Origin of the sequence: Bacteroides sp. D22, from assembly GCF_000163675.1 — a bacterium.
Classification (GTDB): Bacteria; Bacteroidota; Bacteroidia; order Bacteroidales; family Bacteroidaceae; genus Bacteroides; species Bacteroides xylanisolvens.
Genome location: NZ_GG774795.1, coordinates 1 through 26,313, shown reverse-complemented (window position 1 = coordinate 26,313; position 26,313 = coordinate 1). Strand labels below are relative to the sequence as shown.

Here is a 26,313-nt window from a genome sequence, read left to right as displayed (position 1 = left end):
AACATTTAATTTACTTTTATGAGAAAATGGACGTATTTAGTCGCAACCTTGCTCATGGCAGGTACGACAGCGACATTCACGGGATGTATTGATACCGATGAACCGGAAGGCATTGCAGAACTTAGGGGAGCAAAGTCTGATTTTATCAAAGCTCAAGCTGCAGTTGAGCTTGTAGAGGCTGAATTGAGAAAAGCACAGGTTGCAGAGCAAGAGTTAGTTAATGCAGGTTTGGCACTTCAGAATAAATCTGCAGAAATTGATTTGCAGTTGCATGAACTGGATATTCAGTTGAAGCAACTCCTGATTGAAAAGGAAGAAGCTGCTACTGCACAAGCAAAAGCAGAAGCGGAAGCTGCCATTGCAAAAGCGGAAGCTGACAAAACTAAGTGGGAAAATGAAAAGGCATTGATTGTTGAGCAGTATAAGGAAAAAATGCTTCTTGCCGAAACTGCCACTGCTAAAGCACAGGAAGCTTACAAACAAGCTATGGAACAGATTGAAGCTTCCAAGTTGTTGCTGACAGATGAAGAACAATTACGTTTAAATGTTGTAGAGGCAAAAGTTGCTTATGCTAAGATAGCTATGGATAAGGCTATGTATGGATATTCAACGACAGAAGTTGAGACTGAACAAAGACTTGTATCTAAATCAACAAGTTCACAGACAAGTGTTGGCGAAGGAGCTGGAACAACAACTACTACTGGTACTGATGAAAAGTATATTACATATTATGTAATTACACAAAATCCGGATAATGCAAATAACGGATATACAGAAGGCAGCTTGAAGAAACTTCAGGAACAGTTGGCGGACTATCCTAATTGGGTAGCTGATGGAAACATCGAGGCTAAATTGAAGAATGCTGTGGAAATCGCTGAATCCAATTTGAATATAGCACAAAAAACAGCTGATGGATATAAGGCTATTTTGGATAATGAATATACTACATTAGCTGATTGGGAAACAGAGGTTAAAAAGCTGAAGGATGAAATGGCAACATTGGATGTTCAGAAACGACAATATGAACTTAAAAAAGAAGAATTAAAAGTTGCTAATCCTAACTTAGAAAAGAACAAAACTACTGCAGAGAAAAAATTAGCCGATGCTAAGGATGCTCTTGCTAAAGTTAATACTACTACTAATGTAGCTTCTGCTTATTCTAAGAAAGCAGATCAGAGCATTCTTAAAGGCCTGAATGATGCTTTTGATGGTATTTCTGGTGGAGTAGCTGGCTATAATAAATCAACAGGTGAATTCAGCTATGCAAGAACTGTACTAGTTACTAAGGCGCAAGAACAGATTGATGGCTGGAATAAGCTTATTGATGCAGCTACTCAAGGGATTGATTTAGAAGATCTTGCATGGTCTAAACTTGAAGTCGTGAAAGCAGATGCTGAAGCAACAAAAGCGAATGAAACTTACGATGCTGACTATAAGGCATGGGAGAAAGCTCGCGATAAATATATTGAAGTTGAAGCTATTGATATAAATGCTTCAAAAAAAGCTGCCGAAACTGCAATAGCTGCTTATAATAAACTGGGCGATGCTGCTAGAACACAGGATGCTAATATCAGTAAATTAGCTACTGCCTTGGCTGAATACTATCAGGATGCTTTGGATAAAGAGCTTAAAAGTACAAAAGCAGAAGCAACAGAGGCTTCTACCAATACTAAAAAAGCAATTTCTGCTTGGATAATAGCTAATCCTTTGGCAAACTTCAAGTCAATTGTAGGGCTAGAATTAAATTTAATAGAATGGACAGCCGGTGCTGTGACAAAAGCTAATAAAATAGAACAAGCTAATGCAAACAAGCTTCTTGAACTTGGAGCATCTGCTGGTGATGTTCCATATGACTCATGGAAAAAAGCTTCAACAAAAGTGTTTGGTGATAACTTTAATCGTGATAATGAACCTAGAAGGGTTGCTGTGTCAGCTGATATGGTTCTTAAGGAAGTTGATGGCAATAGACTGGCAACAGAATTGCAAAATGGTGACTATGGAACTCTTGGTATCTCTATTTATGCTACGGCAGAAGCTGCACGTCTGACAGCTGTGATAAATCAGGCTGATACCTATAAAGCTTTGAAAGCAGAGTTTACTGCTCAAAAAGCTAAAGAACAAACTACGCTGGATAAGAAAAAAACAGAATTGGCTGCAAATGTAACGAAAGCAGAGACTGCTTTGGCTGATGCTAAAACTGCTTATGATAAAGTATTTAAGGAAGTAGAGGCAAATATTAAGAAAGTTAGTGAGGATTATGACTATAAAGATGCTATAAAAGATAAGATTGAGTCTACAATTTCTGAATATATTGCTAGCCTTGATGAGTTGGGCGATGATTATAAAGATATGACTTTGGAGGAAATCAAAGAAGCTATTAATGCTGAATATTTAAAAGCTGTTACTGGCCTTCTTGATAAAAAAGCAGCTTTGGCTACTGCTGAAAGAAATTTAGAAAAGTTGGCCGAAGGTACTTATACTGATAATGATTATATCAAGGATACATTTGCAAATATCCAGGAAAAGATCAAAGTAAAACAGGCTGAATATGATGCTGCCAAGGCAGACTATGATGCTGCAAGCGCTCAATTGAAAGCACTTCTTGCTATCTTCTTGAAATAATTCCCTAACTACGTAAAAGTAACAAGATGATAAAAAAACTATGCACATTACTTTTGCTGACCTGTATGACAGCTGCGCCTTCAATGGCGCAGCGTTACAGCAGCAGTGATGATGCGTCGTTTGCCCCGAAGAAAGGACAGTGGCAGGTTTCAGTCCTGCTTGGTAGCGGAAAGTTCTTTAACGAGAACACCTCTTATCTGCTTCCTAAGTTCTCCAATGACGGAGGAGTAGTCGGACTTCCCAATGGAGGGAAGGATAACTCCGGCGATCTGAACCGCTATCTGAACATCGGGAGTCTGAATAATAATAGTCTGGTCAATATAGCCGGAATTGAAGGTAAGTATTTCGTGTCTGACAATTGGAATGTAAATTTCCAGTTCAGCATGAACGTTAGCCTCACTCCTAAGAAAGACTATGTAGAAGGAGACAACAGTGTACCTGACATGATTATCCCTGCGCAAAGTTATATCAATGCGCAGATGACCAACAACTGGTATGTATCTGTCGGTTCCAACTACTATTTCAAGACTCGCAACGAACGTATTCATCCATATCTCGGAGGCGCACTCGGCTTCCAGATGGCACGCATTGAAACGACCGAACCATACACCGGAGACACCTACAAGGATAGTGACGACTCGGAAGAACTTCCGTCACAGGTCTATGTTTCCGGAAGTAAAGCCGGTCAGATGTACGGTTTCAAAGTAGCTGCCGTAGCAGGTATTGAGTATAGCATTGCCAAAGGTTTTGTTTTCGGTTTCGAAATGCACCCTCTGGCTTATCGCTATGACTTGATACAGATTTGCCCGAAAGGATTTGATAAATATAACGCCAGTCACCACAATATCAAAATATTTGAAATGCCTGTGGTGAAACTGGGATTCAGATTCTAAGGATGAATGATTATACAAATGTATGAATGAAAAGAGAAAGCCGTTCAGCTGATAGTGCGGACGGCTTTTCTTTTTTAAAGAAGAATGAAGAGCTTAATGAACAGATATGTGAAACTTTTATCTTTTCTTCCGGGAATATGTCTGATAGTGGCTTGCACCGGGCATCAGATAAAAGGTTACGAGATTAACGGCAGTGCACCTTTGCCCGAATTCGAAGGAAAAATGGTTTATATGAAAGATGTTTCGAACGGGCAGCCGGTAGATAGTGCAGAAATAATCCACGGAAAGTTTGATTTTTCCGATACGGTGACTATTGTGTCGCCCGTAGTAAAAGTGCTTTCTATTCGTGCCAACAAATCGGGACTGGAATACCGCCTCCCTGTTGTCATAGAAAATGGTAGTATCCAAGCCTATATTTCCGATGTGGTTTGCACAGGAGGAACAATGCTGAATGAACGAATGCAGGATTTTCTCATGGCTGTTGATGAATATTCTACAGCCTGCGAGAACAAGCAAACGGAACAGATAAAATCCGGATTTGCGGATTTATTGAAAAAATACATAGAAATCAATGATGACAATGCAGTAGGAGAATATATTCGGACTGCCTATCGTTCATCACTTTGATGCAATCAGATTGCTTTTAAGACTATAAACTAAATTTCCCACATAATAATATCCTCTCCAGATATTTCCTCCATATTTTTATAGAAGGGAATGTTGCATAAGAGAGACAGAAATGCGCCCTTGTGAAAGTCCATATTTCTGTATTGTTATGTTTTGAGGACGTTCCCGTATTTCCCATTCCCTTTTTCCCCCGGGAACGTCCTTTTCAATGACCTTTTGTTGTATATCTCATATAACTTACACTGTATGGAAGAATCTAGTGGATCTGTACTATTGGTAACTTTTCATACAAAGATAGTGTTTTTTACAAATACTTTATATCTTTGCAAAACAATGGCATATGCCGGGATTTAACCATACCACTGAAAATATGAAAACAAAAACTTTATTAGGCTTCTTTCTTCTTTCTGTTATGGCTTTTTGTGTATCAGCCTGTCAAGATGATGCAGAGATTATCTTATTTAGTGGTTCCGAACTGGTTGACGAAACAGGAACTTGTACAAACACTGTTTCTTCTACAGTCTTGTATCTTAACGGATGGGAAGCGGAGAATATCGGGATAGCCAATGGAAAAGGTGGCTACTCTGCACAAAGCTCCGATGAAACAATTGTGACAGCAACAGTCATCGACAACCGATTATGGCTTAGTTCGCATGGTAAAAAAGGGAAAGTAACGGTTACCGTTACTGATAAGGATGGTAATTATGTCACCCTGCCTGTGACTGTTTCTTATGGCGTATTGACATTTATGTGCGTCGACCAACCTGAATTTCAGGTTTCCAGACCCAGTGAAGATATGTTGTCATTGGATTCGGAAAGCGAGTTGCAGGAAAAAGTAAATGTGGCAATGGCTCCTTATTCTTTTATAAATAAAGGAGATATCTGTATTTTGCGGCCGGATGATGTATATCATTTATCTGAAGAAGGAACAGGAGGGAAATTCATTTATAAGACAGAGGATGAGCAAATTCTTGTTGAAGGAACATACCAGATAGAGTGGGCTTCATTGGGTGGAAAACAGAAAAAGGCTTTTGTCTTTACATATATAGATAAAAATAATGTAGAGCAACAACACACGTTTTTTAATTTTAGTCCGTATTTAGGAACTCAAAGTTCTACAAGAGAAAGAGGACCGATTACTACGGCATGGTTGGAGGAGGTATCTGATTCGTCTTATCTGGAAGGTGTTTTGCCGGCGGATAGAACAGTTGTATATTGGGTGGATACAGTGATTTCCAGTTTGTCTGCCGAGGCTGTGTGATTGGAAGTAACTGATTAAAAAAGGAAAAGCTCTTTATAAGGGACTGAATGTTTGGAAAGCCCTTGAAGCGAAAATCATTCTTATTGAGATATTAAAGTGCACCCCAAAAGTTTTAGATCTAACTTTTGGGGTGCACTTTATTCAAGGTCCTTTCGGATATTCAGGTGAATATATTTTCAGCCGCTTTCTGATTATTTACGTATATCTTATTGCAAGGCCCGGATACGTATTTCTGTGCCTGTCTCATTTTTCAATCCGTCTTTTACTTTATGGATATCTGTTTCTCCGTAATGATAAGGGTACAAAATACGTGGCTTGATGATTTTGGCTGCCCGTATCGCTTGTTCCGGTGTCATGGTATATGGTTGGTTAACCGGCAGAAAAGCGATATCAATATCTTTCACCTGGTTTAGTTCCGGAATATCCTCCGTATCTCCGGCAATATAAATACGAGTTCCTCCTAAAGTCAGAATATATCCGTTGTCACGTCCTTTGGGATGAAATTTATCCCTGCCGGGAGTCGTATTATAGGCGGGTACGGCTTCCAGTTTGATATCTTTGGCGAGTTGAAGCACATCATCGTTCTTCATCTCTTGTCCTCTATTCAGCATTTTCCGGCAATTAGGATTAGCTATAATTTTGGTCTGGTTTGTTTCGATAGCTGCTATTGCTTTGGTATCGAAATGGTCGCCATGTTCATGCGTAATCAGAATGAAATCCGCTTTCGGCTGTTGTGTATAGTCGGCATAATCGGAAACAGGATCAATGAATATTTTTTGTCCTGCATAGTCCAGTAATAAGCTGGCATGTTTGAAGAAAATGATCTTCAAGCTTTTACCATTCTTGGTGGTAAACGAATCCATTTCAAAGTTTGACATCTTTGCTGTCTGATTAATTGGTTTATCAAACGAATGGGAATAAGAAAATCCGTAAGAAAGGCATAATACGAATGCTACTAATAGATTCTTTTTCATATCTCTGCAGAATTTGGTTCCCTGCAAAGATAAACATCCGGGAGGATTTATCGGTTCACATTTGAAATGATTCTCTTCGAAATTAACTTTCTTTTTGTGGTAAATAAAAAGGCACGGAAAATCTTTCATTCCCGTGCCTTTTCTTAGTATTTGATACCTTTACGGTATTGTTATGCGTTCAAAGCCTGTTCGATATCAGCAATGATATCATCCGCATTTTCGATACCTACCGATAGGCGGATCAGGTCCGGACGTACACCGGCTTCCATTAGTTGCTCATCCGTCAACTGGCGGTGAGTATGGCTTGCCGGATGGAGCACGCAACTGCGTGCATCGGCTACGTGAGTAACGATAGCGATGAATTCCAGTGAATCCATAAACTTGATAGACACATCACGTCCGCCTTTCAGACCAAAGGAGATGACTCCGCAAGAACCGTTCGGCATATATTTCTGTGCCAGGCTGTAATATTTGTTGTCCGGCAGACCACAGTAGTTTACCCAAGCTACTTTCTCATTTTTAGAAAGATATTCAGCCACTTTCTGTGCGTTACGGCAGTGTTGAGGCATACGTAAGTGCAGTGTCTCAAGTCCCAGATTTAATAAGAAAGAGTTTTGCGGGCTTTGGATGCTGCCGAGGTCACGCATCAGTTGCGCAGTTGCTTTGGTGATGTAGGCACCTTTGCCGAATGCTTTCGTGTAAGTTAGCCCGTGGTAAGACTCGTCCGGCGTACAAAGTCCCGGGAATTTTTCTGCGTGAGTATCCCAGTCAAAATTACCGCTATCTACAATACAGCCACCTACGCTTGTAGCGTGTCCGTCCATATATTTGGTAGTAGAATGAACTACGATGTCAGCTCCCCATTCAAACGGGCGACAGTTGATAGGAGTAGGGAAGGTGTTGTCAACAATCAAGGGGACCCCGTGACTGTGTGCGATACGTGCGAACTTTTCAATATCCAACACTTCCAGAGAAGGATTGGAAATTGTTTCGCCAAACAAAGCCTTTGTATTCGGTTTGAAAGCTGCAGAAATTTTTTCTTCGCTGGCATCCGGATTTACGAAAGTCACATCGATGCCGAGTTTCTTCATCGTCACTCCGAACAGGTTGAACGTACCTCCATAAATAGCGGAAGAACAAACGAAGTGATCTCCTGCCTGGCAGATATTAAAAATGGCATAGAAGTTGGCTGCCTGACCGCTGGAAGTCAGCATAGCGGCTACACCACCTTCAAGAGCGGCGATTTTGGCGGCAACGGCGTCATTCGTTGGATTTTGCAGGCGGGTATAAAAGTAACCACTGTCTTCCAAATCGAACAGGCGGGCCATTTGCTCGCTGGTATCGTATTTGAAAGTTGTACTTTGATAGATGGGCAATACGCGTGGTTCGCCTTTTTTAGGCGTCCATCCAGCCTGTACACACAGGGTTTCCGGTTTGAATTGTTTTGCCATAATGTTATCGGGTTTTAATGTTTTATTTCAAAAAATGTTTTAATGCTGCAAAAGTAGGGAAAATAATTGTATTTTTGCCCTGTTTATGAGTGAAATGATAACTCTTGCGAAGGAGATAGTTAATGTAGTTATGAAAAATAAACTCTATATTCTTTTATTCTTAGCTTTTCTTTTTTCGGGCACAACTCTTTGGGCGCAGCAGAAGGCAACTCCGAAGGCGGGTGAGGGCATCTCTTCTTTTCTGTTGAGGCACAACCGTTCTCCGAAGAAGTATTACGACGATTTTATAGAGTTGAATAAGCAGAAGCTGGGAAAGAATAATGTGCTTAAAGTAGGCGTGACTTATGTTATTCCTCCGGTAAAGAAATCGACAACTACTTCTGCCAAGACTACTCCTGTCAAAAATACGGGTGCCAAGAACACAACTTCCGAAAGCGCCGGGACAAAGCAACCATCTTCAAAAGCTAAATCGACAAAAATAGGAACCACCATCAACGAACCTCTGTTTGGAAAGCAACTGGCTAATGTGAAAGTCACTTCCAACCGTCTTGCCGGTGCTTGTTTCTATGTGGTCAGCGGACACGGAGGTCCCGATCCGGGAGCTATTGGAAAAGTGGGTAGATACGAACTGCATGAAGATGAATACGCTTATGATATTGCACTCCGTCTGGCACGTAACCTGATGCAGGAAGGAGCCGAAGTGCATATCATCATTCAAGATGCCAAAGATGGTATTCGTGATGATTCGTATCTGTCGAACAGTAAACGTGAGACTTGTATGGGGGATGCAATTCCTTTAAATCAAGTGCAACGCCTTCAGCAACGTTGTGATAAAATAAACGCCCTTTACCGGAAAGATCGTAAGAATCATTCTTATTGCAGGGCGATTTTTATTCATATCGATAGTCGTAGTAAGGGAAAACAAACGGATGTCTTTTTCTATTATTCGAATAAAAAAGGAGACAGCAAACGACTGGCGAATAATATGAAAGATACGTTTGAGTCAAAATATGATAAGCATCAGCCTAATCGGGGTTTTTCCGGCACAGTGAGCGGGCGCAACTTGTACGTGCTTTCCCATACCACTCCCGCTTCCGTTTTTGTGGAGTTGGGCAATATCCAGAATACGTTCGATCAGCGTCGGTTGGTGATAAATTCCAATCGTCAGGCACTCGCAAAATGGCTGATGGAAGGCTTCCTGAAAGATTACAAGGAGAAGAAATAACATTTTTACTTCTCCTTTCGTGAACAAAATAAAAATCTGAATGTTTTATATATGCAAATCGCCTGATGGCTACTTGTAGGTATGCGAATATATATAGGCTAGTGAATATGCCTCCCCGGCATAACAGGAAGATTGCATAGTAGTTTTGTCGTGTTTTATTTTGTGTTTGTGTTGTGACGGTGCTGCGATGTGAATCGGGGTGCCGTTTTTTTTTCGTTTCTCTTGAATTCGTTAAAGAGCACGTTATTTCATTTTCTTATCATATTATTGAATAAAATCTTATCAATCCTGTGAACAAAATCCGGAAGTGTATGTTATTTATTGTGCAAATCGCCTGATAAAGCTTCTTGTGTGTATGCGAATATAGATAAGTCAAGCAAGGTATGCCTCCCCGGCATGACAGGAAGATTGCATAGTAGTTTTGTCGTGTTTTATTTTGTGTTTGTGTTGTGACGGTGCTGCGATGTGAATCGAGGTGCCGTTTTTTTATGTATATAAAAAGACTTACTCATAAAAAGAGGGCTTACAAAGATTCTAAAGTATATCGTAGAATCTATGTAAGCCCGTCTTGATGGGAGGGTGCTTTATGCACACCTTATCTAGTTGTTATAAAGGCATATTACCGTGCTTCTTGGGTGGATTTGTCTGCATCTTGTTTTCCGTCATTTCCAACGCCTGAATCAGACGTTTGCGAGTCTGTCTCGGATAAATGATTTCGTCAATATATCCCAGTTCGGCAGCTTGATACGGAGTAGCAAACTTTTCTTTGTAGGCTTCCAGTTCCTTAGCTTTTGTTGCTTCGTCAGCTTTGCGGAACAGGATATTGATGGCGCCGTCTGCACCCATCACTGCAATTTCTGCGCTGGGATATGCGAAGTTCACATCAGCTCCGGTCTGCTTGGAGTTCATTACGATATAAGCGCCGCCGTAAGCTTTACGGGTAATAACAGTCAGTTTGGGAACAGTAGCTTCTGCGAACGCATAAACTATTTTTGCGCCGTGACGGATGATACCGTTGTTTTCCTGCGTATATCCCGGAAGGAATCCCGGAACATCTTCGAATGTAATCAACGGAATATTGAAACAGTCGCAAAAACGGATAAAACGACTTGCTTTGTCGCTGGCGTCGATATCAAGAACGCCGGCAAGATAAGCCGGCTGATTGGCTACGATACCTACCGAACGACCTGCCATGCGGGCAAAGCCGATGATGATATTCTTTGCAAAGTTCGGCATGACTTCGAAGAAATAACCGTTGTCTATCACGCGTTCGATAATGTCTTTCATATCATACGGTACGTTCGGATCTGCCGGAACGATTGTATCCAGAGAAGCGTCTTCGCGGTTGGTTTCGTCGGCGCAAGGTTGTTTCCTGGCTTCATCCATATTATTCTGCGGTAAGAAAGACAACAGTTCGCGGATACTCATCAACAGTTCTTCTTCGGAGTTGCACATAAAATGCGTCACACCGCTCTTGCTGCTATGTGTCATTGCGCCACCCAGCTCTTCTTTGCTTACTTCTTCATGAATCACGGTTTTTACTACATCGGGACCAGTCACGAACATGTGACTTTTTTCTTTCACCATAAAGATGAAATCGGTAAGGGCAGGAGAGTAGCAAGCGCCTCCGGCACAAGGACCCAGGATGGCCGAAATCTGTGGAATCACACCGCTGGCCATTGTGTTCTGATAGAAAATATCCGCATAACCGGAAAGGCTTTCGATACCTTCCTGAATACGTGCGCCGCCCGAATCATTCAGAGCGATAATCGGGGCACCGTTCTTCAACGCAAGTTGTTGTACTTTCACAATCTTTTTGGCATTGGAAGCAGACAGTGAGCCGCCATATACGGTAAAGTCATAAGCGTAAACAAATACCTGGCGACCGTCTACCTTTCCGTAACCTGAAACGATGCCGTCTCCCGGAATTTTGTTTTTATCCATGCCATAGTTCGTACAACGGTGAACCATCAATTTATCCAGTTCAACGAAAGTACCTTTGTCGAGCAACATCTCAATACGTTCGCGAGCAGTCATTTTTCCGCTTTCGTGTTGCTTCTCTATTTTATCAACGCCTCCACCAAGAGAAGCGATGCGGTCACGTTCCTCGAACGTGGCGTATGCTTTATTCATTTCTTCCATAATGCAATCCGTTCTTATATTATGCAATCGGTTCTAATGTTATTAACGTCTGGTCGCCGGTTATGTTATCACCTTCCTGAACCAGAATTTCTTTAATGCGGCAGTCTGAAGTCACTTTGTAGTTACTCTGCATCTTCATGGCTTCGATAACGATAGCGGTGTCTCCCGCCTTCATTTCCTGGCCGACTGCAACAGGTATTTTCACTACTTTGCCCGGCATCGGAGAAATGATACAGTCATTCTGTTCTTCTTCCCCTTTCTTGCGCATACGCAGATATTTTGCCTGGCTGTCCACTATTTCTACATTGAAACTGCTATAATGCGTATTCACTTTATAGCTTTTTCCGTTATCACGGCGAATCAGCTGTGCGTTCGAACTGCGTCCGTCCATCAAGATGTTGCAAGTACCGTTTTCTGCCATCACTACGTCTGCTTCAAACGTTTTTCCATCAATGGTGAGCACTACCTTGTTATCTTCCTTGCTGACCAGTTCTACTTCGGCCACGCGGTTTCCTATATGAATTTCCATAATTGAATTCTCTTTGTTAAAATTTAGATTCTCAACACACCCTTATGCAATCCGAACTCTTTCCACTTGCTGATAGGGCGGTTGTCGGCAGCCATACCGCTGTTGTTCTCTTCGAGATTCATCAAATAGTCTATATAAGCAGCGATCAGGGCAATATTTTCGGAATATTCGCTGGTGCGCGTAATCCGTTGTTGCAGAAACTCGCTGTTCTTGGCGATGAATCCTGTGTCATAATGACCTTCTACAAAATCGGGAGTATCCATGATGGCACGCAGATAACTGATGTTGTTTTTCACTCCGGTCAATTTATATTCGTGGAGAACACGACGCATCCGCTCAATCGCATATTCGCGATTAGTAGCCCACACAATCAGTTTACCGATCATCGGGTCATAGTAGATCGGAATTTCATATCCTTCATATACATAACTGTCAATACGCACACCGATACTGTTCGGCTCTGTAATCTGTTTGATGATACCCGGACTTGGCATGAAATTCATTTCAGTGTCTTCGGCACAGATACGACATTCGATAGCGTGTCCGCGTTGCTGGATATTCTCTTGTTTCAGTTGAAGCACTTGTCCGTCGGCAACTTTAATTTGCTCTTTCACCAAATCTACTCCGATCACTTCTTCCGTAATTGGATGTTCCACCTGCAAGCGGGTGTTCATCTCAAGGAAATAATAGTTGCGGTGTTTATCAACAAGGAATTCGATAGTACCCGCACCGATGTAGTTCACAGCTTTAGCCGCCGCTACCGCTTTTTCACCCATGTCTTTTCGCAGTTCGGGAGTGACGAAAACCGAAGGAGTCTCTTCCACGATTTTCTGGTTACGGCGTTGCACGGAACATTCGCGTTCGCACAGATGAATGACGTTTCCATGCTTGTCACCAAGAATCTGGAACTCGATGTGATGAGGCTCTTCAACGAACTTCTCCAGGTAAACCGTGTCGTCGCCAAAGGAAGACAATGATTCGCTCTTGGCAGTGGTATATGCTTCTTCCACTTCTTCGGCACTGTGGATGAGGCGCATACCTTTTCCACCACCGCCCATAGAGGCCTTCAGCATCACCGGATAGCCGATTTTATTGCAAAGCTCTATGGCTTCTTCCACGCTTTTCAGGTTGTCTTGTGTGCCGGGAACTACGGGTACTCCCGCCTCAATCATTTTGATACGGGCAGCAATTTTATCTCCCATAGCTTCCATTGTTTCCGGATTGGGTCCGATAAAGATGATTCCTTCTTCCTGACATCGACGGGCGAAGGTGGCATTCTCGGACAAGAAGCCGTAACCCGGATGAATGGCGTCTGCATGAGCTGCTTTTGCCACTTCGATGATTTTTTCTATATTCAGATAACTCTCTTTGGATGCTGCCGGCCCTACGCAATAAGCTTCGTCTGCATAAAGCACGTGCTTCGCGGTCCGGTCTGCTTCGGAGAAGATAGCGATACTCGTTATCTCCATTTCCCGGCAGGAACGCATCACCCTTACGGCAATTTCACCGCGATTGGCTACTAAGATTTTTTTTATCATACTTTTTTCAATTAAGTACATACTTATTAATGTCTTCCCGTCTAATGGACATACTCCACCCGACGAAAAACAGTATTTTTTTGATTTGGGGCTTAACAAGTGATACTCTTTCTCCTAATCCACGAGGAGAGGGGCGTCTTACACAAAATGGCAGGTCTTCTGACTGACTCTTGTCTTATTTGCCTTCCCGAATAACATCAGTGGCGTTAAATTAGTTCAATTATAAGACATTGAACAGAGTTTCACAGCAGCGGGACTGTCCGGGATTTACACCCGGTTCCCTATTAATCATCGTCCGTTGGATACGGATTCTGAACCATTTTGGGGGGCAAAGATAAATAAATATTGAATAGGATGTTTCTTTTTTGCACGAAAGTTTCAATTTTGTGCAATGCTTGTCCTTAGTCCGGAAGATAAAGTGATAAGAGCAAAGTATGATGCGGAGAAGTCTTTTCATCGTACGGAGATGATTTGCTTGGATATTAATAGCTGGTCGGGTAAATGCAAACGGGTTTGATTCTTTAATTTGTGTGTAACCTTGCTTCTTTTCTAAACCATCTTTCTCCTGATATTGTTAGGTTGATAGTTATTAATTAAAAGGAGATATTCATTATGAAAGAAAAGAAAATAGCTCGTGAAGAAAGAAACCAGGAGAAGCTAGCTAACGGTGATTGGGTAATGGCAGAGTTTTACGCAACGTGGTGTCCTCACTGCCAGCGCATGAAACCGGTTGTTGAAGAGTTCAAGAAACTGATGGTAGGAACATTGGAAGTGGTGGAAGTGGACATCGACCAGGAGCCTGCCCTTACTGATTTTTATACGGTGGAGTCGACTCCTACCTTTATTCTTTTTAGAAAAGGGCAACAGCTTTGGCGGCAATCCGGCGAATTATCTTTGGAAAGATTGGAAAAAGCAGTGAAAGGGTTCAAATCCTGAAAATGATGTATCGTTTATTACAATGATATAAATAGCTGGTTTTATGCAGGTGTATTTCGGTATGGCATATATGGAGGAACAGCAGAAAGTATTTTCTATCGAGGTACTTCTGCTTTTCTTTTTATAGCCTTTCCGTTGTCTTGATTATTGGTTTCTGTTCAACCTCAACTCATGCAGGCATGCCTGCACTTCTTCAAGACTGCCGGTATGTTTTCCTTCATCATCCGACAGTTTGATACATTCCCTCCACTCCTGATTGACATTCATCTTGCATTGCGTCAGTTTCATCACGATGTTCGAAGGTTCGAACCCGGTATCGTTGGTGAGATTGGTGCCGATTCCGAAAGAGCAGCGGATTTTGTTTTTGCAGTATTCTTGAATGTCTAATGCTTTTGTAAAGTCGAGGGCATTGCTGAATACGATGGTTTTGGTTGTCGCGTCGATTCCCAACTCTTTGTAGCGGGCAACCAGTCGGTCGATAAACTCAAATTCATTACCGGAATCGCAGCGCACACCGTCGAAAAGTTTAGCTTGTTTACGGCTAAGGTTACTAAGGAAGATGCCGGAAGTATAGGTATCGGAAAGTGCGATACCCAAATCACCGTCATAAACATTCACCCAGTTTTCGAGTGCCATATAATTGGCATGTTTATATCCGAACTGTGCTCCATGAAACATAAACCATTCGTGAGGGTGAGTCCCCATCATTTTCATTCCATATTTCATTGCGAAGTTGCAGTTGGAAGTCCCGGTGCAATATTGCGCTGTCTCGTTCAGTCTTTTGATAACAGTTTCCTGCACATCAATAGAGAATCTTCTCCGTGTACCAAATTCTGAAAAGCGGAGCTGATGTTGGTTCGATAACTCTATTTTCTCCGACAGTTTGCAAAGAATCCCGTTCATGTCTGCTACATGGCCGAAGAACCGGTTTTTGATTTCAGAAACAATAGCGAGCAAAGGCACTTCATATAAAGTCACTTTATAAAGCAAGTCAGTCACTTCGATGTGGAGATGACAGGCTTCATCCAGATGAATATCAATCTTATTCGGGTCGAAACGAAAAGAAGACAACCACTCCCAGTAGACTCTCGGGAGAAATCTGCAATTCTTCGTCATGTATTCCAACTCCTCTTCCGTGAATCTCAACTGACTAAGATTCTTGATCTCTGCCTTGAGTGTTTCCAGAAAAGCTTCGGTATACTTTGTTTCGTTCCGGTCATTGAAACTAAAAGTACCCATTGCATAGGGGAACAGTTTGATATAAGCGTACGAGGTGGTAAACTTATAGAGGTCTGTATCTAGTAGTGTTTTAACAATCATGACGTTCGTTCTTTTCTATTAATAACGTTGTAAAGTTAGTATTTGTTGAACGAAATAATAGCCTGCTGACAGATAATTATTCCATTTTTGGGATCGATTTATACCTGATTATCTGATATTATCATTAATTTTGCCGTAATTATGTATTAAATAAAAGATATTTGGTATGAAAAACGCTTTGGTATATAGCTGCGTATTACTGTTGTTATCATGTGGCGGAAAAACCGGAGGAACTTCGCAATCTTCTTCCACGAATCAGGAAACACAGGAAAACGCTTTAAGCGAAAAAACTACTGCTATTTCCGAAGCTTTCTCTATGGATTTTTATAAAGGAAGTGATTGGATTATTCCTGATACGCTTTCCGAATCATTGCTAAAAGAACCGGAAGCATCTTCTTTGAAGGTCTATGACTCCGACAGTATTTGCCGGAAACAAGTAGATGGCGTGGAACGTTGTTTTTACAAGGACTCATTGATGAACGGTGCTTATAAGCACTTTTATTTTCGCTCGACTGATTCTTTTGTGTCGGAACCCTATTATTCGGTAGTTGTTTATAAAGACGGAATAAAGAACGATACGGTGCGTCATTACAGTATCTCTTCCCATTGTATGACAAGTCGTATAATCACTCTTGACAGTATTTGTGAACTTTATCAATCTTATTATTCCAACGGATATCCCCATATCTTTTACCAGGCTACACGAGGTAAACTTAATGGAGTACGTCAGAGATGGTATTATGATGGAAAGCCGGACTGGTTTGAACACTATAAAGATGGGAAGCTAAACGGAGAGGAAATGAGATGGCATGCCAACGGACATCTATGGCAGGTTAATCATTATATTGACGATCAGGAAGTGTTACCGACCGAATGTTGGTATTATAGCCATTCGGAATACGCTTATAATGACCCTGACGGGGTAGCGGAGGCTCCCGACTGGTATGAGTATAAATATCAGGCATCAGAAGGGACTCCCTTTTATTACATTCAAGAAATTTATGCATTGGAGAACGGCAAAAAGTATCTTCTGAAACGAAAATATTTTGAAAAGGATTCCGATGAGCCGATATACTTCATGGATGATAAGTGTGATTCTGTAAAACGAAGCATTGTGACGGTCGGAACTCAAAAGCGGCTGGATATAAGGAATTATTCTGGCGGGCGGCTACGTCGTTTCGAGAGTTATCCGTACTCGGAGAAAGGCGTGCCGGGTGTCATGACTGAAATTTATTCTGAAGAAGGCAACCGGATTGAAAAGAGTATGTATGACTATCATAGTGGAAGAATGATCTCCTTGCGTATGTATAGCAATACAGGGGCAGACGTGAAAAAACTTGAATTTGCTGAATATACGAATATGAAGGCGGATAGTTGTAATAAACAGCTTGATTCTGGTAAAGGGCGTTATACAGACAATCAGAATAAACTGTCCGTGCGCTGGAAAAAGGGGGAACTCGCACTGCTGAATTCTCCGGCGAAAGAAGATGAAGATGGATTTATAAAATGGTACTATGATGGGTATCAGTCTGATTACGGTCTGCATTTTTTTCACTATTCAGGGTTTGAGAGCTGGGGCTATTTTGTGATGAGTGATGTTACAGGAGAAGTTTACGAATATCGTAGTATAGATACCCCTTTATTCTGTGGAAAATCCGGTCTTTTCCTTGTCGTAGATGAAAATCCGTATAAGGAAGAATGTTATGTCCGCGTTTACAAGATGCTTCCCGAAGGACGTTTGGCGGAAGTTGCCGCACTCAATCGGGGAGGAGGGGATTATTTTGAGGTTGATTTGGACGATTTTGTCTGGGTGGGTGAAAGTTCATTCATTGCCAATAAAAAAACGTCGGAAGATGAACTTCAATGTGACTTTTATGGAGGATGCTCTGACAGTTGCCTGGAAGAGTACAGGAAGTGTGGCTATCTGCAAATCGACGAAGACGGCTGGGGGTATGTGCGCGTCGATCTTCGTCCTGATGCTTTGCAGACTAAGCAGGAGCTTCCGTCTTCACTAGAAGCTATTAACGAAATGAATGCATGGGTAAAGTCATTCTGAAACCCAGAAACAATGGAAAATCATGCATCCACTCTTCCCCCTTTTTGATAGATATTTTAAGATCATTACTGTCTATTCTACTAATTCCCGGTTGCATCCGCTATTGATAAATAGCGAAAGAAGCCATATTCCCATTATTGTCATTTTATTCATTGTATTAAAGTTATGTTCTATGATAACGCTACTGTCGGGTTATGAGCAGTCAGGCCACCATCTACGACGATTGTTTGTCCCGTGATGTATCTTGCATCGTTCGAAGCCAGAAAAGCGATGGTAGCTGCGACGTCTTCCGGTTCTCCTAAATAAGAAGTGGCACATTGGCCGAGGAAGATGTTGCGTACATCTTCATTCAGGTTATCCAATGCCGCGGGGGTAAGTACCAACCCCGGGGCTACGGCATTGCAGCGGATATTTTTCTTTCCCATTTGGGTAGCGATGTATTTCGTCAGGTTGATGACGCCCGCTTTGCTGGCACCATATAATGTACCGTTAGCATCAGCAGTAAGTCCGCTTATGGAAGCTACGTTGACAATGTTTCCGCCGCCATTGGTAGTCATGATAGGGATGACCTGTTGAGAAAGGTACATGGTACAGCAGAGATTCAGGTGGAATGCCTCGTCAAAGTAATTGATATCCAGCTTCTCGATGTTAAGGTCACGTTTGGGATCGGTTCCTCCTACATTATTAATCAGTATATCTATTCGTTGATATTCATTCATAGAAAAATCAATCAGTTCTTTACAACTCTGGAGTTCGGTGGCGGAAAAATAGACATGGCGCACGTCGGCCCCTGCATGAGTAAGTTCGTTGGCAAGCTGTTCCGCCTTTTTTTCAGAATGGTCAGCGATGACTACTTTGCCCCCTTCGGAGACAATGCGGCGTGTGGTTGCTTCGCCGATACCACCGGCAGCACCGGTGATGACAACTACTTTATTTTCGAATCTGTTCATATATTGTGAATTTGATGGTTACCTTCTATTAGAAACAGCTGGCAGAGGAATTTGTTAGACCTCATAAACGCTCTTTAATAAGATAAGGTGTCCGATTGGAAAACATTTGCATCTCCTCCAGTTTTATGCCCTGATTATTTAAGAAAACTGTTAAATGTTAATGCTTAACCGCTTATTTGTTAATACGGTTCAGATTCTATTAAACCATGTTATAAGATACGCTGCATTGGGCCGAAAATTTGGAGATAACCGAAAAGTCCGTATCTTTGTACTGTGTTTTTCATAGTATTAGATTTAAGGTTAACAAAAGATTGGCTGTCTGGGATAGATAGCCTTTTTTTATGCCTGTAAGTCAGATACGGATCAGGAAGACTAAAACAACGAATATTGGTTATCCCGCAGACTCTTCATCTCCCGTTCCTTTACTATATCATCTTCGGATAAATGACCGATGAGCAACGGCGAGTTTTTATCATGTTTCTTCATATTATATGCTGCTGTATTATAATTACCTTTGATGGCATAGCAATAAACACATCCGTTCAGACAACTTTCATAAGTCCCGATATCAATACTTTCGATACAGTTGCAGATATTACGCTGGTTTTTATCCTTTTGAGCAAGGATAGGATAACCGGTGATCTTTTCAATCAGCCCTTTATCAATGCACAAGCCGCTGGGAATACCCAAATGTCTTAAATCTACCTTGACGGTACAAGTGTCTAGCTGTATACCGGGATAAATATCTATTGTCTTTTTAAAGGAGACGGCCATTTCTTCTATTTCCTCTTTGGTCAGCGGATTGATGTTGAATGGTTGTATCGAGTTTCGGATATGGGGGTAATGATCTATAAATCCCAACATACATTTCGAGGTATGGTCTTTGAGTTCATGGGCAATCCGGGCGAATGCTTCCTGGTGGAAAGAAACGTTGTATTCCTCATTCGTCAGTATCGGATCATATCTCCAAATCATTTTTTCTCTGCCAATTTTGTCTGCCAGCTTTTTAAAGGTATCAATTCGTTTATCGATAGATGGCAAACGATTCTCCAATTTTTCTCCGTAAGGGTTGAGTGTAAATTGGAAGTAATAGTTGTAATCCTGTAATTTATCCAGCTGGTTAAGCATCGGGGCCGGGTTCTTGGTCCAGAATACGAAACAATCAACCACAGCAGGAGATAAGGAAATCCTGCTAATCATTTTCGGATGATAAGGATTGGGCACTAATACATATCCTTCTTTTATCCGGTTGAAAAACCATTGAGAATAGAATGCCGGAATATCTGTCCGGCGGCTGGCACTGATTATCATAGTTCAAAGTTACGAAAAAAAACAATGTCGTTTCCATGATTAGCCTTTTTTCTACTCTTACTTATCCGGGGAGCAACTTATGTGAATGAATATGTTAAATGTTAACGGATGAAGTCTGAAATGTTAATGCGATTCTCGGAGTATTAAACCCTGTTACAATATCGTCTGTTTAGGCGCTGAAATTTGCTATTTATCTGAAATATGGTACCTTTGTACTGTGTTTTTTTCATAAGTATTAGATTTAAGGTTAACAAAAGATTGGTTGCTCGTGATGAGTAGCCATTTTTTGTTTTTATACACGTTGGTTGCTTATTCCTTAATCATCGTTAGCAGCATTTTAAATTTCTCCACTACACTTCTCGAATATGCATTGTTTGTCTATAACAAAAAACGATTTTTATTGTTATAGTACGAAAGACTTAATAAACGAACCATTATGAAGAAGAATATTTTATTTTTCGGAGCACTTGTAGGTGCTCTCTTGTTGGTTTCTTGTTCGGGAGGAAACAAGAAACAGGCTGCGTCCTCTATCGCTTCGGAGGAATTGGACAATGCCAGTAAGGTGATAAACTATTATCATACATCGCTTATCGTGTTGAGGCATGTAGCCAATGCGAAAGACATAAATGCAGTTTTGGGATATATGGAACAGACAGGAAAAGTTCCTGAAGTATCTCCGATTGCACCACCTGAAGTATCTGCCAGAGATACAGCGGAATTGATGGATCCGGGAGATTATTTTAATATAGAAGTCCGTCAGAATCTGAAGCAGAGTTATCGAGGACTTTTCAGTGCAAGGACGCAATTCTATGATAATTTTAATAAATTTCTCTCTTACAAGCAGGCAAAAGAGACTGCAAAGATCGGCAAGCTCCTCGACGAGAACTATCGGCTTAGTGTAGAAATGTCGGAATATAAACAAGTGATCTTTGATATTCTAAGCCCTCTGACAGAACAAGCTGAAAAAGAACTGCTTGCCGATGAACCGTTGAAAGATCAAATCATGGCCATGCGTAAGATGTCCGGCACCGTGCAAAGCATCATGAATCTCTATTCACGCAAACATGCGCTGGACGGTATGCGTATTGATATGAAGATGGCCGAACTGAAGAAAGAACTCGAAGCTGCAAAGAAACTTCCTGCTGTCACAGGTTATGATGAAGAACAGAAGAATTATTATAGCTTCCTGACTTCCGTAGAATTATTTATGAAAGATATGCAGAAAGCCAGAGATAAAGGTAGCTATTCCGACGAGGACTATAATGCGATATCGGAGGCCTACGAATACGGACTTTCCGTTATCTAAAGAATCTTCCTCTGTTTGAATGTGAGCTACAATCATGCTCTTTCAAACAGAGGATGTTTTTTTATTAAGAAAAGGTTTGCCGTCTTTTCAATTGTACCTTATTCTCAAATAAGGATCCTGCCTTAAATCCTTATCTGTTTATCATTCCGGCATATCTGTTCTTAATAGGACGACTCCCTAATTTATAAAAAGTCCTTTTTTTACTATACCTCTTTAAACAGGAGCTTTACTTTTGCATTTGAATTAAGAAATAATATCTTTGCTCTATGCAATCATTTCAACTTATAAAACCTTGTTTGGCGCTTGCTCCTTATATACGGCATTACTGGATATTGCAAGACGATTCAGTGACTCCGGTTTCCGAACGGACTCTGCCTATTGGCTGTATGCAACTGGTATTTCATAAAGGGAAACAACTCCTTTTGTCGGGCGAGTCGGAACTACAACCTCAATCCTTCATTTCCGGACAATCGGTCGGCTTCTCGGATGTACAGTCGACGGGTAGGATAGAAATGATTACTGTTGTTTTCCAGCCTTATGCAGTTAAAGTATTGTTTCATATTCCCAGCCATCTGTTTCACGGACAAAATGTAGATACCGATGCGATGGAAGATGTAGAACTGTCGGATTTGGTGAAACAGGTCACTGACACTTCTGATAATGCCGTTTCTATTCGTTTGATAGAGCAGTTTTTCCTTCGTCGTTTATACACCCTTCCGGAGTATAACCTCAAGCGGATGTCTGCTGTGTTTCATGAAATAAACCTCCAGCCGCAAATCAACATTGCTCATCTGTCGGAAACAGCCTGTTTGAGCAGTAAGCAGTTTGGACGTATCTTTGCCGATTATGTCGGCACTACTCCCAAAGAATTTATTCGCATTGTCCGTATGCAGCGGGCATTGTCAATGTTGCAGCAGGATGCCACTATCCCTTTTGTACAAGTAGCTTACGAATGTGGCTTCTCCGATCAGTCTCACATGATAAAGGAATTCAAACTCTTTTCCGGTTACACCCCTGCAGAGTATCTTTCTGTCTGCGCTCCTTATTCCGATTATTTTTCCGAACTTTAAAGATGTCCCTTTTTTCCTATCAGGCTTCCTCGTGTTGCCCTACTTTTGCAGTGTCTTTGCAAAGGCTTAGTAGTAACGATAAAAAAGAAACGAAATGAAAAAACTAATTGCATTTTTTGAGATTCCTGCTTCCGATTTCCATCGGGCTGTCGATTTTTACGAAACAGTATTGGGTATGCAACTTCCGACTTTTGAATGTGAAACAGAAAAAATGGCTTGTTTCACAGAAGAAGGTGAAACCGTCGGTGCTATCTCTTATGCTTCAAATTTCGACTTTCTTCCTTCAACGCATGGAGTGCTTATCCATTTCAACTGTGAGGATATAGAACAGACCTTGGAAAAAGTACTTCTGAAAGGAGGGAAAGTAGTCATTCCCAGAACAAAGATTGAGGCGGACGGCAAAGGATGGTTTGCCGTATTCACTGATAGTGAAGGAAACCGGATTGGCATTTATGCTGAAAAATAACAGGTAGGAGAGAGGAAGGCAGCCTGTTATAGCATAATATGCTTTTAGATGCGGATAACGCAAAATGACACGGATAAGAAGATTATAAATCTGCTAAATCCGTGTCATCCGCGTCTAAAAGATAGACTTATCAGGGTTTTGCACTATCCCCCAAAAAAAGTCAGACGTTAAATCACATCTTTATTCATTCTCTTTATTCCGCCATTTGTCTGTCCGCATTATTCTACCGGAATATAAATTTCCGTCAACAACTCTTCGGGAGCAGTGTCGCATGGATTGTTCAGATAACGTTCCGCGCTGGCTTCATCACGCAGCGTACATTCCATTTCGGGCAGACACTTTCCGTAAATCGTATCATACACAGCTTGCAAATTGTCATACGGACCTTTATACAAGAAGATAGCATAACGTCCGGCCGGGATCACCTTAAATCCGACATCACTTTTGGGGGCTACTTTTACAGGCATTACCATACATACGTCTGTACGCAGTTTTTCTGCCGGTGTCACTTTCGGATCATCGTGATAGATGCAAAGCGGGCTGAAATCTCCCATCGGCAACTTTTGTTCTTTGATGAATTGGAATAAACGGCCCCAGGTGCCACCGTAATCATTCAGTTTGTAATCGCCGGTGAGGCGGATATAAATCACATTCCGTTCGGAAACGTTTCTGATCTCTCTTTTTAGTTCCAGGTCTGGCCTGATAATCGCTGGTTTCATAATTACAAAGTTTTTATTGTTTCTATACTCTAAAGGTGAAATGCCATAAAATTGCTTGAACACTTTCGACAACGAAGAAGGAGAAGAGTAACCAATCCGATAGGCTATGTCGGCAATCGGAACATCCGAGTAGCGGAGTAGACGTGCGGCAGCTTCTGTCCGCGTCCGGACAATAAACGTACCAATCGGTTCACCGAGAAAAGCTTTCATGATCCGGTGAAAGTAAAAAGGAGAAAAGTTTGAAATTCTGGCCAGAGATTTTAAATCAATGTCTTCTCCCAAATGTTGGTTGATGTATTCCACTACAACATTTACGCACTTTTGATATTCTTCTTTCGTTGTTTTTTTCTGTTGCATAACTTATTCTGGTATTTCACTCCGCAAAGGTATTGGTAAAAAAGCGAAATGACTTGTCCGATATTGCGGAAATGTCAATTTCCTATTTTCTTTCTGTGATTGCCCGATTCCTGTTTTGAGAATTTATTTTGATATATAATGTTCCTTTTAGTGGTGTTATGGTACGAATTATTACCAAGTTTTTAATCACTAGACGCGAAATTGATTTCTTTGTTTTAAATAATGTCAAAAACTAAAACAAAAAAGTTGGTTTTGTTATAAACAATTATTAAAATGACTATATTGTAACCAAATTATTAATAAAAATAGCCATGGATAAAACAATTGTAGGGAACAATGCCGGAAAAGTTTGGTGTGCCCTGAAAGAAATTGGTGAAATTTCAATACCTGAATTGGCAAGAAGATTAAACCTAAGCGTAGAAAGTACAGCATTGGCGGCCGGTTGGCTGGCAAGAGAAAACAAAATTTGTATCCAGCGAAAGAACGGATTAATTGCTTTATCTGATGAAAGCACTTTCCCTTTTAGCTTTGGATAATTACAGATTTTGCGAGTGAGTATCTTTGGATTTCCGTTAACTTGTAAGTAAGAAAATGTCGATATAAGGTATCACATGCAAAGTTTGAACTTAAGAAGTTTAATATTTAAAAGAGTTGCTCCGTAATAGGGCAACTCTTTTAACGTATAATAAACGTATAAAAATATCAAATCGTTCTTGTTGATAGGTAAAATATAGATACTTATATTTCGCAATAATAATAGTCGATTTTTCTTTAAAAGTTCTACTTTGGAGGATTTGTTCAGAATCCTACCCGCTTTCTTCCTAAAGAGAAATCCATGCCTTCGTAATTATAGATTTCAGCCAGTGTCATAGGTTGTGTCTGTTGGGGGATATCCAGCCCTTCTTCCTTTATTAGTTGGTTTACTTTGTCGGTTGTCAGGTCTTTAAATTCGTACCGGGCAGCCAGACGTCCTTTTCTAAGCAAGGCTTCGTCAATATCTTTTAGTGGAGCGTTGAATGTGCAGATAAATTTGATACATAATTCATCACTCAATAGTCCGTCGCTGATATTCAGTATGTTGACTAGTCCGGCATTCATGCGGTTGCTTCCGTTGCGGCTTGACAATAACTCTTCGCAATCTTCTACGATAAAGATCGAATTCTTTTGTTGGCGGATAAAAGTGATAAAGCTAGGGTCCGAAAGTTTGTCTACCAGGTCGCCGCTCATATAAATCATTCTCTTTTTTCCGAGATTGATAAGATGATGGATATAAGTTGTTTTCCCCGTACCTTGTTTCCCGTGCAGAATGATTAAACCGCTTTTATTCTCCTCTAATAGGAAGTTTTCGATTTCAGCGGCTACGGGAGCGAAATCATTGTTATAGTGGCGGTCAATCTGAATGGCCGGCTTATTGATTTGCGATTGTTTCAGGCTGAAGTAGTTATGAGCGTATGTTACTATAAATAGGTTGTTCAGTTTCTCATTCTCCTTTTTGTGGTTTTCGCAAATTTGATTGATACGATCGATTTCTTCCTTATCAATATTGGAATAGGCTATTTTTATGCAATTATCAAAATAGCCAATCATTAAATTCTTCTTGCAGATAACGATGCAATCATATAACTCTTTTGTAGATGTATCTTCTTCTTCCTCCTCTTCCTCTTTTTCATTCTCAAAATGATTGCAATATATATGCTCGAATATATCGAACGCATCGTCTTGCTGATAAAGTTCTTTGATTTCTTTCAGGAAATCCTGGTTTACTTTATATTTCACCATTTTCATAGAAGGGAATCGTTTGAATATCTGATAGAATAGACTACAAATGCTACTGTCGCTGAACCAGCCTGTGGAGTAATCGAAAATATCTGTGAAATCTGCGAGTGTGTATTCTTTACTCATTTTTTCTTTTTATATAAATTAGGACGGCAAAGGTACTAAATAAATCTATGATATGGACTTATCCGATTTATCATTTTCTTGAAAAACATTGGTATGATAGTTTCCTGCATTTATATCAGCGCGCCCCCTGCAAACGATTTGGTTCTTAATCAAATTCCGTGCTACTTATTTATGTTCAATAACCTTATTCATGGCTATTCCGGGGTACTTTAAGATGCATATAGCTTGGATAATTTATTTGCTATTTCTAATATGCCGATATCCCTTTATCCATCAACCTTTCAATGAGCTTTACTAGCACGGAATTTGACGAAGAACCAACGATTTGGTTCTTCGTCAAATTTGGTGGTAATCTCTTTTTTATTTCGACGGTTTTCCTCTTCTTCTTTCTTAATCCTATAAAAAGTTGTAGATATGTTTGCTTTTTAGTAACTTTAAAGACACCACATCATTAAGAGTTACAATGCAACAAGCCATATCTACAACGTACAAATATACATCAAAAAAAGAAAATACTCCTACAAATAGGGGATTATTTCATGATTTCAGATTCAGTCTTGGTTACGATAATCTGCAACAAGATGGTATCTCTGAAGCTGTTGGCTCATTGACGGTCTTTTTACATACGGCTGGCAAGGGGGCTTCCTGTCCTTATTGC

21 protein-coding genes, 1 pseudogene and 1 riboswitch are annotated in these 26,313 nt (G+C 40.8%); of the genes and pseudogenes, 12 read left to right on the top strand and 10 right to left on the bottom strand.

Going from position 1 to position 26,313, the window contains the following annotated elements; all coding sequences use genetic code 11:
- Positions 1-18: 18 nt before the first annotated feature.
- From HMPREF0106_RS24120 to HMPREF0106_RS24135, 4 genes are all read left to right on the top strand, one after another.
- On the top strand, positions 19-2,622 hold the full coding sequence (locus tag HMPREF0106_RS24120) for a hypothetical protein (RefSeq protein WP_008641279.1): 2,604 nt from the start codon (positions 19-21) through the stop codon (positions 2,620-2,622).
- A gap of 26 nt (positions 2,623-2,648) precedes the next feature.
- The gene (locus tag HMPREF0106_RS24125; RefSeq protein ID WP_009038683.1) at positions 2,649-3,515 is read left to right on the top strand and encodes a BT1926 family outer membrane beta-barrel protein; all 867 of its coding nucleotides are present in this window, start codon (positions 2,649-2,651) and stop codon (positions 3,513-3,515) included.
- An 84-nt stretch (positions 3,516-3,599) separates the two neighbouring features.
- Positions 3,600-4,142 carry a DUF4369 domain-containing protein gene (locus HMPREF0106_RS24130; RefSeq protein WP_032850935.1) on the top strand — a complete coding sequence of 181 codons (543 nt, stop codon included), beginning with the start codon at positions 3,600-3,602 and terminating at the stop codon, positions 4,140-4,142.
- A 340-nt stretch (positions 4,143-4,482) separates the two neighbouring features.
- Positions 4,483-5,403, top strand: a complete 921-nt coding sequence (locus tag HMPREF0106_RS24135) for a hypothetical protein (protein WP_009038681.1) — start codon at positions 4,483-4,485, stop codon at positions 5,401-5,403.
- A gap of 206 nt (positions 5,404-5,609) precedes the next feature.
- On the opposite strand, the gene HMPREF0106_RS24140 is transcribed toward HMPREF0106_RS24135, so the two are convergent.
- Complete coding sequence (locus HMPREF0106_RS24140; protein WP_009038680.1) at positions 5,610-6,506, bottom strand: MBL fold metallo-hydrolase; 897 nt, start codon at positions 6,504-6,506, stop codon at positions 5,610-5,612.
- Positions 6,507-6,547: 41 nt separating this feature from the next.
- Entirely contained in the window at positions 6,548-7,828 is a 1,281-nt protein-coding gene (locus tag HMPREF0106_RS24145; protein WP_009038679.1) for an O-acetylhomoserine aminocarboxypropyltransferase/cysteine synthase family protein, read from the bottom strand.
- Between the two features lie 130 nt (positions 7,829-7,958).
- On the opposite strand from HMPREF0106_RS24145, the gene HMPREF0106_RS24150 reads away from it, so the two are divergent.
- On the top strand, positions 7,959-9,053 hold the full coding sequence (locus HMPREF0106_RS24150; RefSeq protein WP_008770778.1) for an N-acetylmuramoyl-L-alanine amidase: 1,095 nt from the start codon (positions 7,959-7,961) through the stop codon (positions 9,051-9,053).
- Positions 9,054-9,659: 606 nt separating this feature from the next.
- Here HMPREF0106_RS24150 and HMPREF0106_RS24155 read toward each other — a convergent pair.
- The 3 genes from HMPREF0106_RS24155 to accC are packed head-to-tail and all read right to left on the bottom strand — an operon-like array spanning position 9,660 to position 13,262.
- Entirely contained in the window at positions 9,660-11,195 is a 1,536-nt protein-coding gene (locus HMPREF0106_RS24155) for an acyl-CoA carboxylase subunit beta (protein WP_008026609.1), read from the bottom strand.
- 19 nt (positions 11,196-11,214) lie between these two features.
- The gene (locus HMPREF0106_RS24160) at positions 11,215-11,724 is read right to left on the bottom strand and encodes an acetyl-CoA carboxylase biotin carboxyl carrier protein subunit (RefSeq protein WP_004316076.1); all 510 of its coding nucleotides are present in this window, start codon (positions 11,722-11,724) and stop codon (positions 11,215-11,217) included.
- 23 nt (positions 11,725-11,747) lie between these two features.
- Positions 11,748-13,262 carry an acetyl-CoA carboxylase biotin carboxylase subunit gene (gene accC / locus HMPREF0106_RS24165; RefSeq protein ID WP_004308984.1) on the bottom strand — a complete coding sequence of 505 codons (1,515 nt, stop codon included), beginning with the start codon at positions 13,260-13,262 and terminating at the stop codon, positions 11,748-11,750.
- 131 nt (positions 13,263-13,393) lie between these two features.
- Positions 13,394-13,598: riboswitch (cobalamin riboswitch) on the bottom strand.
- Positions 13,599-13,874: 276 nt separating this feature from the next.
- Between accC and HMPREF0106_RS24170 the strand changes: the two genes are divergently transcribed.
- Positions 13,875-14,198: a thioredoxin family protein gene (locus HMPREF0106_RS24170; RefSeq protein ID WP_009038677.1), complete on the top strand. Its 324-nt coding sequence runs from the start codon at positions 13,875-13,877 to the stop codon at positions 14,196-14,198.
- A 144-nt stretch (positions 14,199-14,342) separates the two neighbouring features.
- Here the strand turns inward: HMPREF0106_RS24170 and pncB are convergent, their stop codons facing one another.
- Positions 14,343-15,518 (bottom strand): nicotinate phosphoribosyltransferase, encoded by a 1,176-nt coding sequence (gene pncB, locus HMPREF0106_RS24175; protein WP_009038676.1) that lies wholly within the window; start codon positions 15,516-15,518, stop codon positions 14,343-14,345.
- A gap of 166 nt (positions 15,519-15,684) precedes the next feature.
- Here pncB and HMPREF0106_RS24180 point away from each other — a divergent pair, with 166 nt between their 5' ends.
- Complete coding sequence (locus tag HMPREF0106_RS24180; protein WP_009038675.1) at positions 15,685-17,574, top strand: toxin-antitoxin system YwqK family antitoxin; 1,890 nt, start codon at positions 15,685-15,687, stop codon at positions 17,572-17,574.
- 170 nt (positions 17,575-17,744) lie between these two features.
- Here HMPREF0106_RS24180 and HMPREF0106_RS24185 read toward each other — a convergent pair whose 3' ends face one another.
- On the bottom strand, positions 17,745-18,524 hold the full coding sequence (locus HMPREF0106_RS24185; protein ID WP_009038674.1) for an SDR family NAD(P)-dependent oxidoreductase: 780 nt from the start codon (positions 18,522-18,524) through the stop codon (positions 17,745-17,747).
- 372 nt (positions 18,525-18,896) lie between these two features.
- Complete coding sequence (locus HMPREF0106_RS24190) at positions 18,897-19,835, bottom strand: DUF1848 domain-containing protein (RefSeq protein ID WP_004308992.1); 939 nt, start codon at positions 19,833-19,835, stop codon at positions 18,897-18,899.
- Between the two features lie 436 nt (positions 19,836-20,271).
- On the opposite strand from HMPREF0106_RS24190, the gene HMPREF0106_RS24195 reads away from it, so the two are divergent.
- The 3 genes from HMPREF0106_RS24195 (at position 20,272) to HMPREF0106_RS24205 (ending at position 22,677) form a co-directional block, all read left to right on the top strand.
- Entirely contained in the window at positions 20,272-21,141 is an 870-nt protein-coding gene (locus HMPREF0106_RS24195) for a DUF6845 domain-containing protein (RefSeq protein WP_009038673.1), read from the top strand.
- A 266-nt stretch (positions 21,142-21,407) separates the two neighbouring features.
- On the top strand, positions 21,408-22,211 hold the full coding sequence (locus HMPREF0106_RS24200; protein ID WP_009038672.1) for a helix-turn-helix domain-containing protein: 804 nt from the start codon (positions 21,408-21,410) through the stop codon (positions 22,209-22,211).
- A gap of 94 nt (positions 22,212-22,305) precedes the next feature.
- A complete protein-coding gene (locus tag HMPREF0106_RS24205; protein ID WP_004317320.1) occupies positions 22,306-22,677 on the top strand; it encodes a VOC family protein in 372 nt (123 codons plus the stop codon).
- A gap of 218 nt (positions 22,678-22,895) precedes the next feature.
- On the opposite strand, the gene HMPREF0106_RS24210 is transcribed toward HMPREF0106_RS24205, so the two are convergent.
- Positions 22,896-23,753 (bottom strand): GyrI-like domain-containing protein, encoded by an 858-nt coding sequence (locus HMPREF0106_RS24210; RefSeq protein ID WP_009038671.1) that lies wholly within the window; start codon positions 23,751-23,753, stop codon positions 22,896-22,898.
- Between the two features lie 311 nt (positions 23,754-24,064).
- Here HMPREF0106_RS24210 and HMPREF0106_RS24215 point away from each other — a divergent pair, with 311 nt between their 5' ends.
- Entirely contained in the window at positions 24,065-24,289 is a 225-nt protein-coding gene (locus HMPREF0106_RS24215; protein ID WP_004308997.1) for a winged helix-turn-helix domain-containing protein, read from the top strand.
- Between the two features lie 262 nt (positions 24,290-24,551).
- Here the strand turns inward: HMPREF0106_RS24215 and HMPREF0106_RS24220 are convergent, their stop codons facing one another.
- On the bottom strand, positions 24,552-25,655 hold the full coding sequence (locus HMPREF0106_RS24220; RefSeq protein ID WP_009038670.1) for an AAA family ATPase: 1,104 nt from the start codon (positions 25,653-25,655) through the stop codon (positions 24,552-24,554).
- A 463-nt stretch (positions 25,656-26,118) separates the two neighbouring features.
- Between HMPREF0106_RS24220 and HMPREF0106_RS27620 the strand changes: the two are divergent.
- Positions 26,119-26,313, top strand: a pseudogene (locus tag HMPREF0106_RS27620) (ISL3 family transposase); the annotation flags it as partial.